Annotated in this window: 19 protein-coding genes; all 19 read left to right on the top strand. The window is 34.2% G+C overall.

Going from position 1 to position 15,726, the window contains the following annotated elements:
• The 19 genes from IMX26_RS09770 to IMX26_RS09680 all read left to right on the top strand — a co-directional run bounded on the left by IMX26_RS09770 (window position 1) and on the right by IMX26_RS09680 (window position 15,670).
• Entirely contained in the window at window positions 1-534 is a 534-nt protein-coding gene (locus IMX26_RS09770) for a hypothetical protein (protein WP_195158206.1), read from the top strand.
• 83 nt (window positions 535-617) lie between these two features.
• Complete coding sequence (locus IMX26_RS09765) at window positions 618-1,124, top strand: hypothetical protein (protein ID WP_195158205.1); 507 nt, start codon at window positions 618-620, stop codon at window positions 1,122-1,124.
• 132 nt (window positions 1,125-1,256) lie between these two features.
• Window positions 1,257-1,850: a hypothetical protein gene (locus tag IMX26_RS09760; protein ID WP_195158204.1), complete on the top strand. Its 594-nt coding sequence runs from the start codon at window positions 1,257-1,259 to the stop codon at window positions 1,848-1,850.
• Window positions 1,851-2,077: 227 nt separating this feature from the next.
• Window positions 2,078-3,241 (top strand): UDP-N-acetylglucosamine 2-epimerase (non-hydrolyzing), encoded by a 1,164-nt coding sequence (wecB, locus tag IMX26_RS09755; RefSeq protein ID WP_195158203.1) that lies wholly within the window; start codon window positions 2,078-2,080, stop codon window positions 3,239-3,241.
• 180 nt (window positions 3,242-3,421) lie between these two features.
• Window positions 3,422-3,640 carry an AtpZ/AtpI family protein gene (locus tag IMX26_RS09750; RefSeq protein ID WP_195158202.1) on the top strand — a complete coding sequence of 73 codons (219 nt, stop codon included), beginning with the start codon at window positions 3,422-3,424 and terminating at the stop codon, window positions 3,638-3,640.
• Window positions 3,641-3,653: 13 nt separating this feature from the next.
• The gene (locus tag IMX26_RS09745; RefSeq protein ID WP_195158201.1) at window positions 3,654-4,076 is read left to right on the top strand and encodes an ATP synthase subunit I; all 423 of its coding nucleotides are present in this window, start codon (window positions 3,654-3,656) and stop codon (window positions 4,074-4,076) included.
• Window positions 4,077-4,078: 2 nt separating this feature from the next.
• Entirely contained in the window at window positions 4,079-4,747 is a 669-nt protein-coding gene (locus IMX26_RS09740) for a FoF1 ATP synthase subunit a (RefSeq protein WP_243259058.1), read from the top strand.
• A gap of 27 nt (window positions 4,748-4,774) precedes the next feature.
• Window positions 4,775-5,032 carry an ATP synthase F0 subunit C gene (gene atpE / locus IMX26_RS09735; protein ID WP_195158200.1) on the top strand — a complete coding sequence of 86 codons (258 nt, stop codon included), beginning with the start codon at window positions 4,775-4,777 and terminating at the stop codon, window positions 5,030-5,032.
• Between the two features lie 59 nt (window positions 5,033-5,091).
• Window positions 5,092-5,583 carry a F0F1 ATP synthase subunit B gene (gene atpF / locus IMX26_RS09730; RefSeq protein WP_195158199.1) on the top strand — a complete coding sequence of 164 codons (492 nt, stop codon included), beginning with the start codon at window positions 5,092-5,094 and terminating at the stop codon, window positions 5,581-5,583.
• Window positions 5,573-6,145: an ATP synthase F1 subunit delta gene (gene atpH / locus IMX26_RS09725; RefSeq protein WP_195158198.1), complete on the top strand. Its 573-nt coding sequence runs from the start codon at window positions 5,573-5,575 to the stop codon at window positions 6,143-6,145. The genes atpF and atpH overlap by 11 nt, the downstream gene beginning before the upstream one ends.
• Window positions 6,142-7,650: a F0F1 ATP synthase subunit alpha gene (atpA, locus tag IMX26_RS09720; protein WP_195158197.1), complete on the top strand. Its 1,509-nt coding sequence runs from the start codon at window positions 6,142-6,144 to the stop codon at window positions 7,648-7,650. The genes atpH and atpA overlap by 4 nt, the downstream gene beginning before the upstream one ends.
• A gap of 17 nt (window positions 7,651-7,667) precedes the next feature.
• Entirely contained in the window at window positions 7,668-8,516 is an 849-nt protein-coding gene (atpG, locus tag IMX26_RS09715) for an ATP synthase F1 subunit gamma (protein ID WP_195158196.1), read from the top strand.
• Between the two features lie 12 nt (window positions 8,517-8,528).
• A complete protein-coding gene (gene atpD, locus IMX26_RS09710; protein WP_195158195.1) occupies window positions 8,529-9,935 on the top strand; it encodes a F0F1 ATP synthase subunit beta in 1,407 nt (468 codons plus the stop codon).
• 14 nt (window positions 9,936-9,949) lie between these two features.
• Window positions 9,950-10,354 carry a F0F1 ATP synthase subunit epsilon gene (locus IMX26_RS09705; RefSeq protein WP_195158194.1) on the top strand — a complete coding sequence of 135 codons (405 nt, stop codon included), beginning with the start codon at window positions 9,950-9,952 and terminating at the stop codon, window positions 10,352-10,354.
• A gap of 476 nt (window positions 10,355-10,830) precedes the next feature.
• Window positions 10,831-11,214 carry a DUF1694 domain-containing protein gene (locus IMX26_RS09700; protein ID WP_195158193.1) on the top strand — a complete coding sequence of 128 codons (384 nt, stop codon included), beginning with the start codon at window positions 10,831-10,833 and terminating at the stop codon, window positions 11,212-11,214.
• Window positions 11,215-11,612: 398 nt separating this feature from the next.
• Complete coding sequence (locus IMX26_RS09695) at window positions 11,613-12,359, top strand: YwmB family TATA-box binding protein (RefSeq protein ID WP_195158192.1); 747 nt, start codon at window positions 11,613-11,615, stop codon at window positions 12,357-12,359.
• 21 nt (window positions 12,360-12,380) lie between these two features.
• The gene (gene murA / locus IMX26_RS09690) at window positions 12,381-13,661 is read left to right on the top strand and encodes a UDP-N-acetylglucosamine 1-carboxyvinyltransferase (protein WP_195158191.1); all 1,281 of its coding nucleotides are present in this window, start codon (window positions 12,381-12,383) and stop codon (window positions 13,659-13,661) included.
• 61 nt (window positions 13,662-13,722) lie between these two features.
• Window positions 13,723-14,694, top strand: coding sequence for a stage II sporulation protein D (spoIID, locus tag IMX26_RS09685; protein WP_195158190.1), 972 nt, complete (start codon window positions 13,723-13,725; stop codon window positions 14,692-14,694).
• 88 nt (window positions 14,695-14,782) lie between these two features.
• Window positions 14,783-15,670, top strand: a complete 888-nt coding sequence (locus tag IMX26_RS09680) for a hypothetical protein (RefSeq protein ID WP_195158189.1) — start codon at window positions 14,783-14,785, stop codon at window positions 15,668-15,670.
• Window positions 15,671-15,726: the final 56 nt, after the last annotated feature.

Raw genomic sequence — 15,726 nt, 5'->3', positions numbered from 1 at the left:
ATGTTGGCATTTATAGCCTCATCTGGCTACATTATAGGGGCTGTTTTATTTGTTGCCTTATTTATTTATTTGTATGCAAAAATGTCTTCTTATAGATGTGCAAGTTGCCATAATAAAATGATATATAAAGGAGTAACAAAAATATTTGAAGGAGCTAAAGACATAGCTGAGGATATTACGTATCCTCCAATATGGGTTCACAAATATCAATGTAACTCCTGTGGTTCTCTATATTTAAAGAATTTCGCCCCAAATGCAGGAAGATCAATTGTTGATATTTATTCAGGTGAAAAAATTAAACAGTATATTCATATTAGTGATGAAGAGGTCATAGAAAGGTTTAAAAAAAGACTACAAACGAATGACTATATTTATAGACTGTATAATGATGAGGATTTTATTGCCTGTATAGATAATCCCAAAAACATGTTAGATGCCGAAGCTAATATAGCAATAGCTATTAGTAAAGAGGCTTTTAATGAAATACTTAAACTCTCAAATCAATACATTGAAAACAATAGTAGCAAATATTAAGAAATTATTAACACTTAGTTTTACTGTTTAATAGCTAATTTTACTGGGTAAATAACATTAATAAACTATAGGAGGTATTATTAATGTTGGAGTTTATGTTTGCTGCGTTTGTTAACTCTACAGCGAATTTAGCGGTTGCTGCTACAGGTGTTGCTGGACTAATTGCCATTAGCATTGGTTTATACAAATCGTTATCTACAGTGCAAAAAGCCGAAAAATGCCCTAGATGTGGCTGGCCTATGCATGACTGTGGTTGGGTAGAGATCTTTAGCGGAGCTGTAAATAAAAATACAAACAGAAAATACCAGCCTATTGCAGTAAGAGTGCATAAGTGTGCTAAATGCAAGATTGAAAAACATGAGAAAACTAAAAAACCTGAGATTAAAGTTGGTTTATATAGGTATGATCCTAAAATTATAAAATCTAGTGACTCAAAACACTTATTAGACTACGCTAAAATGCCTATTAACTTTAAAAGGTTACATGCTAAAGAGTATGATAATATTATTAAAACAGCCAATACTCTTATTAATAGAGTAAATGAAAACTATAATAAATATGCAGATAATAATAGTCAGCTAAAGTATTAAACAGTAAAAAAATAGAGATTATCTCTCTTTTTTTTTGCCTAACATGGTAAATAATTTACAAAAAATTTTTAAACTAAAAAATTTACCTTAAAATGCTTAATAATATAAAAATTTATATAAGGGAGAAGTTTAATGAAATATATTCAGCCTAAGCTTGGCAGGTTTATAAGAGCCTTTGTATTGATGCCTCTGCTAATATTTGTATTTGTAAGAATATGTATTATTGCTCCTCAGTTTTATCCTTATTTATTGTTTTTACTACTTTTAGTTGTTGTCTTTTACTTAGTAGGTAAATATCTGCACAGAATAACTGCATCTCAATGTGCTAGCTGTAGGGGTGCTTTGTCTAATATGGGTGTTCAAAAGGTTTATGCTGGTAGACTTAACCAAGATGGAGGTTATAATTTTAGCCCTATAGGTATAAGGGTATTAAGGTGTGTTGATTGCGAAAAAGAATACCATGAATTAGTTTATTATTCTGGTACTAGTGGAGAAGCTATAGATTATAAAAATATGTTTGATTTATTTTTTCCTTATATAAGAACAATGATGATTCTTAGAGGTGAGATGCCTAACTTAGTAAATAAGGATTTTAAATATAAATCAACTACTAAAGAGCAGTACATAACACTAAAAAGAAAATTGGCCAAAGAGGTTATTGAACATAACCGTAAAAATGGATACTTGAGTAATCCTATAAAAATTGATTTAGAGAGTGAGAGATAATTTTAAAATTAATTAATAGTACCAACATGCAAGTTATTTCTCAAATAGAAATGCTGTAATGAATAACATTTAATAATAACTAAATAATAATAATTAGATTACATTTAACAGTGTAATCTTTTTTTATGATGACTATACTTTTTATTAAATTAGATAAGTGGTAAGATTAGTTGAGTATCTAGTTTAAACTACCACGTAAATAACTACATTAAGGTGAGGTATAGATAATGAATAAAATAAAAGTTATGTCTGTGTTTGGGGTTCGCCCCGAGGCAATTAAAATGGCACCTGTTATAAAGGAGCTGGAAAAATACCCCAATGAAATAGAATCAATAGTTACGGTAACAGGACAACATAGGGAGATGTTACATCAAATACTAAACTTATTTAAAATAAAGCCTGATTATGACCTTAATATAATGAAGGAAAAACAAACCCTTACTGATATTATAGAACGTTCTTTAAGGGGACTAGAAAAAGTGTACCAAGAGGTAAAACCAAACCTTGTGTTAGTACATGGTGATCCCTCTACTAGTTTTATAGCAGCTTTAGCTGCTTTTTATCAAAAAATCCCTATAGGTCATGTAGAAGCAGGATTAAGAACTTATAATAAATACTTTCCGTTTCCAGAAGAAGTTAATAGAAGACTTACGGGAGTTTTAGCAGATTTACACTTTGCTCCTACTACTGACTCTAAGCAAAATTTGCTAAACGAAGGGGTACCAGAAGATAAAATTTTTGTTACCGGAAACACAGCAATTGATGCCTTAAACTACACTGTTAATGAAAAACATCAATTTCGAGATAAACAGCTTGCCAATAAACCATGGCAAGGTAAACGATTGATTGTTATGGAAATTCACAGACGCGAAAATTGGGGAGCACCAATACAGCAAATTTGTGAAGCCATTAAACAAATAGTTACTGAATTTAGTGAGGTTTATTTAGTAGCATCTGTTCACCTAAATCCAATTGTGCGAGATGATATTTTTAAAATTTTATCTGGAGTAGATCGGGTGTTATTAACTAACCCATTAGATGTAGATGACTACCAAAACCTCTTTAGCCAAGCTATTATGCTTTTGTCTGATTCTGGAGGAGTGCAGGAAGAAGCTCCAGCAATGGGTGTTCCTATGTTACTCACTCGAAATGTAACAGAGAGACCAGAGGCAATTAAAGCAGGAACAGTTATATTAGCGGGTAATACTAAAGAAGGTGTATACAATGCTGTTAAAGAGTTATTAATAAATGAGCAAAAGAGACAAGCTATGGCGAGGTCAGTGAATCCTTATGGTGATGGTCGTTCGTCTGAGAGAATTGTCAAAATAATACTCAATCACTTTGCTCATAAGGATATAGCTATAGATGAATGGAAATATCATGAACTATAAACACGTTTATATTTTCCTATTATGTAATTATGCTAAATAAAGCTATAATAATAATAAATATCTTAAAAAAAACTGAAAAATATCTTTCCCTTAGCAAGTATATAGTATACAATACTGTAGTAAACAGCAGTACCTTGAGAAGAGTTAGATACAACGAAAGACAAGAGTGAGGTAATGCTAATGATTTCTATTAAACAAATAGTTCATTATTTAGGTTTAGTTACCTACTTTGGTATCATGATTATTAGCTGTGTTTTAATTGGTTATTATATGGGTTTTTACTTAGATAAATGGCTTTCTACAGAAATAGTCTTTACTTTAATTGGGGTTTTGTTGGGATCAGTTGCAGGTTTGTATATGCTTTATCGTATAGCAACAAAAACTATTGATAAACATTAGTGAGGTGGAGGTTATGAATGATTCTCCCCATGAATTGCGAAAATCGATTGAAAAAACTGTATTAATGATAGTAGCTGTAATATCATTGCTATCTTTAATATCTGGGCAGAGCAGTTTTATGTGGGGCATAATTGTTGGTGGATTATGTTCCTTAATGCATTTTAGAACAATTTGTATGATTGCGGAGCGAGTTATTGACACCGACAAAAGAAAAGCCCGTTTAAGTACAGTAGTCGGCTACTCTGCAAGGTACATTGTAAATGCTGGTATCTTAGCATATAGCTACTTTCTTCCTACCCTAAGTTTTTTAGGTGTTATAATTGGTTTACTTTTGGTTAAAATTGTAATTATAACAAGAACCCTAAGAGACCAATGGAAAGATGTTTTGAGTAGCCAACTTAAAAATATTAAAAATAAATTTGAAAGGAGGGAATAAATTTGGAAAAAGCCCTTGCTGGACCGTCAGAAGTTTTTAATTTGTTTGGTATACCTATAACTGAAACAGTAGTTAGCACTTGGATAATAATGGCTGTTATCATTATTGGAGCCTTTTTACTTACAAGACGGTTTGAGCAATTACCACGTGGTGTGCAAAATATGGCAGAGGCATTAGTTGAAGGTATTAGTGATTTTACTGCTCAAACTATGGGTGAGCGTAATCGCTGGTTTGCTTCATATGCAGGAACTATACTAATTTTTATTTTTCTTGCAAATATCTCTGGATTATTTGCTTTGTGGCCACCAACTGCTGATGCTGCAACTACTATTGGTTTAGCTTTAATTACCTTTGTATTAATTGTTTATTCCAATATTAAATATAAAGGTTTATTTGGGTACCTAAAAAGTTTAATTTGGGAGCCTATTCCAATTATTTTTGCACCAATGAATATTATTAGTGAGTTAGCTACACCAGTATCATTGGCATTTAGATTGTATGGAAACATTTTGGCAGGTGTTGTAATCATGGGACTTGTTTATAGTGCTATGCCAATTTTAATACCCGTTCCATTACATTTCTACTTCGACTTATTTGCTGGAGTTCTTCAAAGTTTTATTTTTACTATGTTAACAATGGTATTTGTTTCTATGGCAATGGATACCGAATAATTTATTTAATACAGGAGGATTTATATTATGGGTTACACAGAAATGGCAGTTGCTGCATTTGCGGTTTTAGGTGCTGGTATTGCAATGGTTGCAGGTTTAGGACCTGGTATTGGTCAGGGTTATGCAGCTGGTAAAGGTGTTGAGGCAGTAGGTCGTCAACCAGAAGCGCGTGGTAGTATTATTACAACAATGATTTTAGGACAAGCTGTAGCTGAGACAACTGGTATTTATTCATTTGTAATTGCCTTTATTCTTATTGGTTTAGCTCGCGGTATTATTGGCTAAAAATTAACGTTTATGAAGTTCGGAATTAAATAATACCGAATAAGAGGAGAGTTGGCAGTATGGATATTAGTAAATACACAGTTGTTATTCAAATATGTAATACGCTAATTTTATTCCTAGTTTTACGTCATATTTTGTTTAAACCAGTAACAGAGTTTCTAAATAAAAGACAAGCTGCCATTAAAAATGCTATTGATAAGGCAGATGCAGACGTTAAAGAAGCGGCAAAGCTTAAAGCTGACTATGAGTTAAAGTTAAAAGAAGCTCGCGAAGAGGCTCGTGGCATTATTGAAAATGCAACAAAACAAGGACAAAAACGTCAGGATGAAATTGTGCGTGAAGCTCGCGTAGATGCTGAGCGGATTAAAGCAAGGGCTGAAGCTGATGTAGAGATGCAACAAGATCAGGCATTAACATATTTGCGTGATCAGGTTGCAGACATGGCGATTTCAGCTGCAAGTAAAGTAATTGATCAAGAATTCGACACTGAGAGTCAAAAGCGTTTAGTGAACCGTTTTATCGAAGGGATGGGCGGATCACATGAAGAATAGTCAAGTAGCTTCTCGCTACTCTAAAGCTATTTTTGAACTTGCAATTGAGAAAAAGCAAGTAGAAGAAATTAATAGTGATCTACAAGCTGTGGCAGATTTACTTAAAAGTGAACCAGAGTTGGCTATTATCTTTTTTCATCCTAGATTATCTAAGGAAGAAAAAACTGGCTTAGTAAATGAAGTGTTTAAATCTGTAGTAAATACAGACTATGTTATTAATTTTTTATACTTAACAATTGCCAAGAAACGAGAAAAAGATATTCCTGCAATTTGTATGGAATTTAATAGCTTATATGATTCATATAAGCGTCAGTTACCTGTAGAGATTATTTCTGCGTATGATATTGATAAAAAGCAATTAAATAGTATTTTAGCTAAGATTACCAAACGTACTGGTCGTGAGCCATTACCTACAGTAAAAATAGATAAAGAAATACTTGGTGGAATTATAATAAAGTATGAAGATAAAATTATTGACGGCAGTGTGCGCAAGCAATTGCAACAGTTAGCCGACAGCATTAAGGCCATACCTGTGGCTGGTTTGCGAGGTGAAGTGATTTGAAATTAAGACCAGAAGAAATTAGTGCGGTTATAAAAAAACAAATAGAATCTTTTCAACAGCATTTAGAAGTAGATGATGTGGGTACAGTATTGCAAACTGGTGATGGAATTGCTCATGTACATGGTTTGCAAAACGCTATGTCTGGAGAACTACTAGAATTTAAAAGTGGTGTTTATGGACTAGTACTAAACCTAGAAGAAGATAGTGTAGGTTGTGCCATTATGGGTCCAGTAAACTCTGTACGCGAAGGTGATACAGTTAAAAGAACTGGTAGAATCATTGAGGTTCCTGTAGGAGACAGCTTGATCGGACGAGTAGTTAATCCTTTAGGACAACCTATAGATGGTAAAGGACCAATAAAAACTGATAAAACAAGACCTGTTGAAGTTATTGCTCCGGGGGTAATGGCGCGTCAGCCAGTAGATACACCTCTGCAAACAGGTATTAAAGCAATAGACTCTATGACCCCTATTGGTCGTGGTCAGCGTGAATTAGTAATTGGTGACCGTGGTATTGGAAAAACAGCGGTTTGTATTGATACAATAATTAATCAAAAAGGCGAAGATGTAATTTGTATTTATGTCGCTATTGGTCAAAAAGCTTCAACAGTAGCCCGTGTTATTCGCACTTTAGAAGAACATGGCGCAATGGATTATTCTATTGTTGTAGCAGCTAATGCTAGTGAGTCTCCACCAATTAAATACCTTGCGCCTTTTGCAGGCTGTGCTATTGGTGAAGAGTTTATGTGGCAGGGCAAAGATGTATTAATTGTTTATGATGATTTAACTAAACATGCTACAGCTTATCGTGCAATGTCTTTATTATTACGTAGACCACCTGGACGCGAAGCGTACCCTGGTGATGTATTTTACTTACATTCACGTTTATTAGAGCGTGCTGCTCGTTTAAACGATGATTTAGGTGGTGGATCAATAACAGCATTACCTATTATTGAAACACAGGCTAACGATATATCTGCCTACATTCCTACGAATGTAATCTCTATTACGGATGGTCAAATTTATCTTGAAGCTGATTTATTTTATGCAGGTATCCGACCAGCTGTAAATGTAGGTTTATCGGTATCTCGTGTAGGAGGAGCAGCTCAGGTAAGATCTATGCGTAAAATTTCGGGTAGTTTGCGTTTGGATTTAGCTCAATTTAGAGAGCTACAGGCATTTGCTCAGTTTGGTGCTGATTTAGATGAAAGTACTCAAGCTCGTTTAACTCGTGGTGAGCGTTTAACACAGTTGTTAATTCAACCAGAGAATGCTCCACTACCAATAGGGCATCAGGTTATACAGATTTATGCTGGAACACAGGGTTATTTTGACCAATTCCCAGCTGAGGAATCAGTAAAAATAGCTAATGAGTTAGTTAAGTATGTAGAGCAAACAAACTCAGATTTATTTGTGAAACTTGCTACTGAAAAGAAGTTTACAAATGAAACCCGTGAAATGATGAACAAAGAAATTAGTGCTTTTATTAAGCAGTACGCTGGTTAATAGGTGGTGCATTAATAATGGCCAATCTTAAGGACATCAAACGACGTATCAAGAGTGTAAAGAATACTCAGCAAATTACTCGGGCGATGAAGATGGTGGCTGCTGCTAAACTACGCCGTGCCCAAACAGAACTACTACAGGCTCGTCCGTATTCCGATAAAATAGTAGAAATGTTAAATAGAGTTGGCGAGGTTACTGACTTAAATGAACATCAGCTACTTACAAATCGTAAAGGAAATAGGGTTCTTTATATTGTAGTAACATCCGATCGAGGTTTATGTGGAAGTTATAATGCTCAAATAAATCGCTTTGCTACCGAACTTATCAAAAAAAATGATCAAGCAAGTGTCATTGCTGTAGGTGGCAGAGGCAGAGATTTTTTTGCAAATAGAGACTTTAATGTAATTGGTGAGTATATAGATATAGGAGATAATGTTGATTATAGTAAGGCAAAAGAAATTGCTGATGCTGTAGTGACTTATTTTTTAGAAGATGTATTTGATCAAGTAAAAATTATCTACGCTCATTTTAAAAACACTATGAGTCGTAAAATAACAGTACATGATTTACTTCCTGTTGTACCACCTAAAAAAACTGAAGGTGTAAAGGTTGAATATATATTTGACCCAACACCAGCAGAGGTTTTAGATGATTTATTACCTCGCTATATTTCAGTAACTTTATTTAGAGCTATGCTTGAGAGCAAAGCTAGTGAGCAGGGAGCAAGAATGGCAGCAATGGATTCTGCTACTAAAAATGCTGAAGAGCTAATTAAAAAACTAATAATACTAAGAAACCGAGCCCGCCAAGCAGCGATTACAACGGAGATTTCCGAAATCGTTGGCGGTGCCGAAGCACTGAAGTAAGGGGGGCACCAAATGAAAAATGGACGCGTTATCCAAGTAATGGGGCCTGTTGTAGACGTTGCATTTGATGAGGGTCACTTGCCTGATATTTATACCGCATTAAAAGTTAAAATATCAGGAGAAGGCCTTGAAGATAGAGAATTAGTTGTAGAAGTAATGCAGCATTTAGGCGACAATATTGTACGTGGTGTTGCGATGTCTGCAACAGATGGTTTACAGCGTGGTGTTGAAGTAGTTAATACTGGTAAACCTATCTCTGTACCAGTTGGTAAGGGTGTTTTAGGGCGTATATTTAACGTTGTTGGTGAGCCAGTAGATGGTAAAGGTGCCGTTGATGCAGCTAAAGAATCACCAATTCACCGTGAGGCTCCTACACTTGAAGAGCAAGCTGGTGCTACTGAGATGTTTGAAACAGGAATTAAAGTAATTGATTTATTATGTCCTTACCCTCGTGGTGGTAAAATTGGTTTATTTGGGGGTGCTGGTGTAGGTAAAACAGTACTTATTCAAGAGCTAATTCGTGCTATAGCTGCTGAGCATGGTGGATACTCTGTATTTGCTGGTGTAGGTGAGCGTACCCGTGAAGGTAATGACTTATTTTTAGAGATGTCTGAATCGGGTGTAATTAATAGTACAGCTATGGTTTTTGGTCAAATGAACGAGCCACCAGGAGCACGTATGCGTGTAGGTTTAACAGGCTTAACAATGGCTGAATATTTCCGTGATGATTTAGGTCAGGATGTACTATTATTTGTTGATAACATTTTCCGATTTATTCAGGCTGGTTCAGAGGTATCTGCGTTGCTTGGCCGTATGCCTAGTGCGGTAGGATATCAGCCAACCTTGGCTTATGATGTAGGACAATTACAAGAGCGTATTACATCTACTAAAAAAGGTTCTATTACATCTATACAAGCTGTATATGTACCAGCGGATGACTATACTGACCCTGCTCCTGCTACTACATTTGCTCACTTAGATTCAACAACAAACTTAGATCGTAGAATTTCGGAGCTAGGTATTTATCCTGCGGTAGATCCTTTAAGCTCATCTTCTAAAATCTTAGAACCACGTATTGTTGGTCAAGAGCATTATGATGTTGCTCGTGAAGTACAGGCTGTATTACAGCGCTACAAAGAATTACAAGATATTATCGCTATTTTAGGAATGGATGAATTAAGTGATGAGGATAAAGCTATTGTTGCTAGAGCCCGTCGTTTAGAGCGATTTTTATCTCAACCATTTTATGTAGCAGAGCAATTCATTGGTATACCAGGTCGATTTGTTCCTATTAAAGATACTGTTCGTAGTTTCCGAGCCATTTTAGACGGAAAATATGACGATCTTCCAGAGGAAGCATTCCTCTTTGTAGGAACTATTGAAGAAGCAGTTGAAAAAGCTAAAGCTTTACGTGGTTAAGTAGGTGAGCGACTATGAGTTCAATAAAACTCGATATAGTTACACCACAGCGTACTGTATATAGTAAAGAAATTAATATGGTAATAGCAAAAGCAAAATCAGGTGAGCTGGGAATTATGCCAGGACATACACCGATTTTAGCCACTCTACAGGCCGGAGTGATGCGAGTTAAGGTGAATGATAGTAGTCATGATCTAATAGCTGTTTCAGGGGGCTTTTTGGAGGTTTCAACCGAGCAAATTACCGTATTAGCACGTACAGCTGAGTTGCAAAGTGAGATAGATATTAATCGTGCTAAAGAAGCAAAAGAACGCGCGGAAAAAAGATTAAAGGATACAAGTGATAAGATTGACCATACTAGGGCTAAGGCAGCTTTAGATAGAGCTATGGCTCGTCTTAAAACTAAAAACTTTAAATAATCAAAATGGGGTAATTCACTGATGTGAATTACCCCATTTTTGTAGTGTACTCGCTTAACATTATTGGCTTCGCTCCGTTATACTCCATAAAACATATTGTCGTCGTGTGGTGTGTATTTGCTTAGCAAATACGTGGTGTGCTCACTGTGCTCGCGTTGTGTGTATGCCTTTGGCATACGTGGTATTTTATGCTTGCTACGCTGCGAAAACTCGATTAAAATGAGTACATTTGTAATTATAAAATCGTTACCTTATAAAACAAGGTGAAACCTGTTATCTAATAAAAAAGAGTACACTACAGGTTAAATAGACCGTTTTAAAATTTTTAAAAAATTTTTGCAAAAATGCGATAAAATAAGTTAAGCTATACAATAATAATAGTACACCAAAAAAGCTTCGCACAAAACGCGTTAACATTGTGTACTATATATTAACTTAGATAAATTAAACATTATAATATTTAGGGAGATATCAAGATGGAAAAGAAGGATTTTAAAAAAAATCAAGGAGAAGATAAAAGTTTATTAGAGAATACTCTTTTACAAGCATACCATGGTGTACCTGAACTTAAAGTGGATGAAAAAAGGAAATATTTAGGAACATTCGCAGAACGGGTAATTAGCTATTTAACTGTAATAGAGCTAACAAAATCAAAAGAAATGAATCCCAAAATTACTGATGCTATGAACAATGAGCAAGCCTATGTAGTGCTAGTTAAAGGCAATTATATAAAGCAGCTTGGTGATTACATAGCGTATGCTCAAGATAAAAATCTTAAGTTTAAAGTAGTATCAAGGCCCGATTCAAATAAAGATATTATACTTGTAGTAGCCTCCAAAAAGGCCTTACAAAAAAAATAAAATTGCATAAATACCATTATTTATTATTGCTTGAAAACTGTATTTTAATTTTCATTATTTCTCATGAAAAAAAAGTGCCCAAAAACACAATAATAAGTAAAGAAGAGATATTTCATGTCCAGCGAAAAAAATTCTTTTTTCGTCATAAAGTTTTATAATCTACCTCTTTTAAAATATCATATGAAGGAGTAATTAAAAACAAAGTATAAATGTATTAAGACCTGTCAAAAATTACTAATATACATTTTATTTAATACTTAAAATGTAATATTAAAGTTAGTTTTATCAAATAGTTTTGAAGCAAATTGTTTTAATGACAATATTTTTGACTAGTCGTTTTATTTTACTTGATATAAGTAAAATAAACAAAGTACTTTAACTTATTTGGGGGAATTAAAGTGACCAAAAAAGTAGCTTTTATATTTTGTTTACTTACTCTAACTACGGTAGTAATATCAGCTAGTTTTGCAAACTCAACAGTAGATGCAAGCATTGAGGCAATTAAAAATGCTTGGATACAAAGTAATTGTAATACACTATCTAGTAATCTTAGTATTTATGCAAAAATGCAAAATCAAGTTTTAGACCAAGCCGACATGGAGCAGCAACTTAAAGATCTTATTGGTTCATTAAAATTAAGTAATTTATCTAATTTTACAAGTGTAAACCATGAAGGTTATCGGGAGGTAACAGTAACAGGTAAGCTAAATGATGGAGAACATATAACTTTATCTATGCAGACCTTTTACGACCAAAAAGAAGTTGCAGTAGATAGCAATATTTTAATAAATATTGATGGAAATGAAAATATAGATAGACTTTTGAGTTTTCACAAAATAATTAATACTGCCCTAGAGCAACTATCTGCGAAAGGACAAATTAATTGTTCAGTATTAGGCTTTGTTGATAGCAACACACCCGAAGAAGATGTTATATCATTAATAACTAAGCTTGTAAAATTAATGCAATGCGACATTACAGATTTTTTTGTGGATAACCAAGTTATAAGTTTATGTGGAAATAGTCCACTCTTAAACGAAAAACCTTACGGATGGTCTTTTAATATGCAAATCTCTGCAAGAAAGGATGATGAAGGTAGGTATTATTTGTGGCTGGGATATCCTGCTATTGCCTCAAGTTACTAGCAAGAAAGAAGGCGATGCTTTTTGAAGACTATAAAAATATATGGAGGACATCGCTTACACGGTGAGCTAACTGTAAGTGGATCAAAGAATGCCTGTTTACCAGCTTTAGCAGCAACAATTTTAGCACCTGGAATTAGTAGATTAGAGTCAGTACCAGATTTAGCGGATGTTCATACAATGATAGAGTTATTAAGTAGCTTAGGATGCAAAATAAGAAGAGAAGGAAACGCTGTAATAGTAGATGCACACAACATAACAAGCACAGAAACCCCTTATAATTTAGTAAGAAGAATGAGAGCTTCTGTATTAATTATGGGTGCTTTATTATCCCGAACTGGTCATGCAAAAGTAGCAATGCCCGGTGGATGTGCTATAGGTACAAGACCGATAGATTTACATTTGAAAGGATTTAAAGCTTTAGGTGTAAACATTACAGAAAACTACGGTTGTATAGAAGGCAAAATATCTGGTAAATTAAGAGGTGCAACAGTATATTTAGATTTTCCTAGCGTAGGAGCTACAGAGAACCTAATGATGTTAGCGGCTACAACTAGTGGAGTTACTATAATTGAAAATGCCGCAAGAGAGCCTGAAATAATTGATTTAGCTAACATGATTAATAGTATGGGTGCTCATATCAATGGTGCTGGAACACCTACTATAAGGATTACAGGGGTACAAAAACTACACCCCACTAATCATAGAATAATTCCAGATCGCATTGAAGCCGGTACCTATATGGTAGCTTCAGCTATTACCCAAGGAAATATTGTAATAAAAAATGTTTTACCTCATCATTTATGTCCTGTTATGGCTAAGCTGAGAGAGACAGGCGTTAGAATAAATGACTATGGTGAGGCGCTTCAAGTAATAGGACCTAGTGAGATTATATCAACAGATATCAATACACTACCATATCCGGGGTTTCCTACAGATATGCAGGCTCAAATGATGGCACTGATGACTTTAGGAAAAGGAGTAAGTGTAGTATCAGAAACGGTATTCGAAAACAGGTTCATGCATGTTAATGAACTGTGTAGAATGGGTGCTAAAATAAGGACTGATGGAAATAAGGCAGTAGTTAAAGGTGTTAAAAAACTCTATGGAGTAAAGGTTCAATCAAGCGATTTACGAGCAGGTGCTGCCTTGGTATTAGCTGGCTTAGTGGCAGAAGGTACGACCCAAGTTAGTGGAGTAAATCATATAGATAGAGGTTATGAGCACTTTGAGTCTAAATTAAGAAATGTAGGCGCAAATATAACCCGAACAGGAGCTGTAAAAAAACAGGTAATTGGCGAATAGACTGTTCTATTTATCTTCTCATTACCATATGCTTTAGCAAGACTTGAGAGGATGAGGAATAGTGCGTACTGTTTTTTTAACTGCTCTTTTTTTTGTAATAATTTTAGTTATTGTACCGTTGTTAATAGGAAGTTTTAAGATCACTTCACCAGTAGATTTAGATGTAAATGTTAGTTTAAATGTTTACTTAGCGTCTCAAAATAAGTATGTAAAAATGGAGTTAGGACATTACTTAGTAGGTGTAATTGCAGCAGAAATGCCTGCTAATTTTGAATACGAAGCATTAAGAGCACAAGCAGTTGCTGCCCGTACTTATGTCTATAGACGGCTTAAAATATATGGTGGAAGTGGTTGTCAAAGATATGAAGCAGATGTTTGTACTAGTTCATTATGTTGCCAAGCCTACAACACAATAGCTGAAATGAAAAGTAAATGGGGCAATAATTATAAAACGTACTATAATAAAATATGTAAAGCTGTTTCTAGTACCAAGGGATGGATTATAGTCTATAATAACACTCCTATTGATCCTTTATTTCACTCTACTTGCGGTGGTCACACAGAAAATTCTGGTGAGGTTTGGCAGAAAGATATCGAATATCTAACAGGGGTAAAATGTGAATATTGTGGTGATTCACCAAAATATTTTTCAACAAAAAAAATTACTATCAATCAGGCGTCATTAGCACTAGCTGAAAACAATAATATGGTTTTGCCAGTTGCAAACCTAAAATCTACATTACCAAGAATGAGCATAAATAAGTATACCGCAACTAATAGAGTAGCAGAACTAAAGATTGGGAACATTACATATGAAGCTGTAAACTTAAGGAAATCACTAGACCTTAACTCAACTTGGTTTAACTTTAAAGTTGTTGGAGATTGTTTAGAGTTTAATACTAGAGGATATGGTCATGGTGTAGGTATGTGTCAATATGGTGCTAATGGAATGGCTAAAAAAGGATTTAATTGTCAAGAAATATTAAAAAAGTATTATCAGGGAATAGAAATAAAAAAGATAAAGGCAAAATAATGTGTGATAGCAAATAAAAAGTTTTCTTTTCAACATAAATAAGTTAAAATAGAATAAACATATACAACAGTGTACCGGGGTGAGCTCAATGAGAAATTTTGCAGATGTATTGTACCAAAGACGTGCAAATTTAAAAAGTAACATAATGTTAACAATAGATACTAACTTTGAAAAATTACCTCCATGGTTAAAAAAAAGTAAAGTTAGTGAGTTTGGGCGAAACTGGGCTGCTGTTTCAGAATCGTTGGTTGTTTATGAAAAGTATATTATTGAAACAATCTCTCCTTATATATGCTGCATAATGCCCAGGCTTTCTTCCTACTTGCAATATGGTGCTTATGGATTAAGAGCATTAGAGTGTACCATTGTACAAGCTCTAAGGCACGAGTTACCAGTTATAGTAGATGCTAGGTTTGCAGAGTATAGTAATGATAACAATAATTTAGCTGGTAATGGAATAATTGGTAGAGTAATGGGATGGGATGGATTACAGCCCTCTAACCTTCACGCTCATGGTGTAAGTATAATACCTTATTATGGAAAAAAAATGATAGAAGATTATGTTAACTTGTGTGAGGAAATGAACAGAGGTTTAGTTGTTGTCTGTAACGAAAATACGGATTTTAATCTTTTATCTCAATATGCAAACATACTAACCGGTAATGAAACAGAAAATAGTGGACTAACTGTTATGATAGAAGAGCATAATTTACAGCTAATAAATAAAGTTGAGAATAGTAATTTATCATCAATAATAAAGTTTCCTGATATCTATGATACTATAGAGATGCAACAGCTATGGGATTCCTTAAACAGCAATCTTAAAAAAAGAACCTTTGTCTGTTTAGGAAGCGAAATTCATGATAGTGTGGATATTAGCGGTGAACCATTTATTAAAGATGAAGAGATTATAAAAAGCCATTTTATGGCCTGTATTGAGCAGGCTAAATTTTATCAAAAACTATTTTTTATTTAGTAAATAAAGTATAAAATCCCTCTATTAGTCAACAATGATTAATGGGGGGATTTTTA

It is taken from the genome of Clostridium sp. 'deep sea', assembly GCF_014931565.1.
Classification (GTDB): Bacteria; Bacillota; UBA994; order PWPR01; family PWPR01.
Note: the sequence above shows the minus strand (reverse complement) of the source record. Positions and strands in the feature narration are given on the sequence as shown.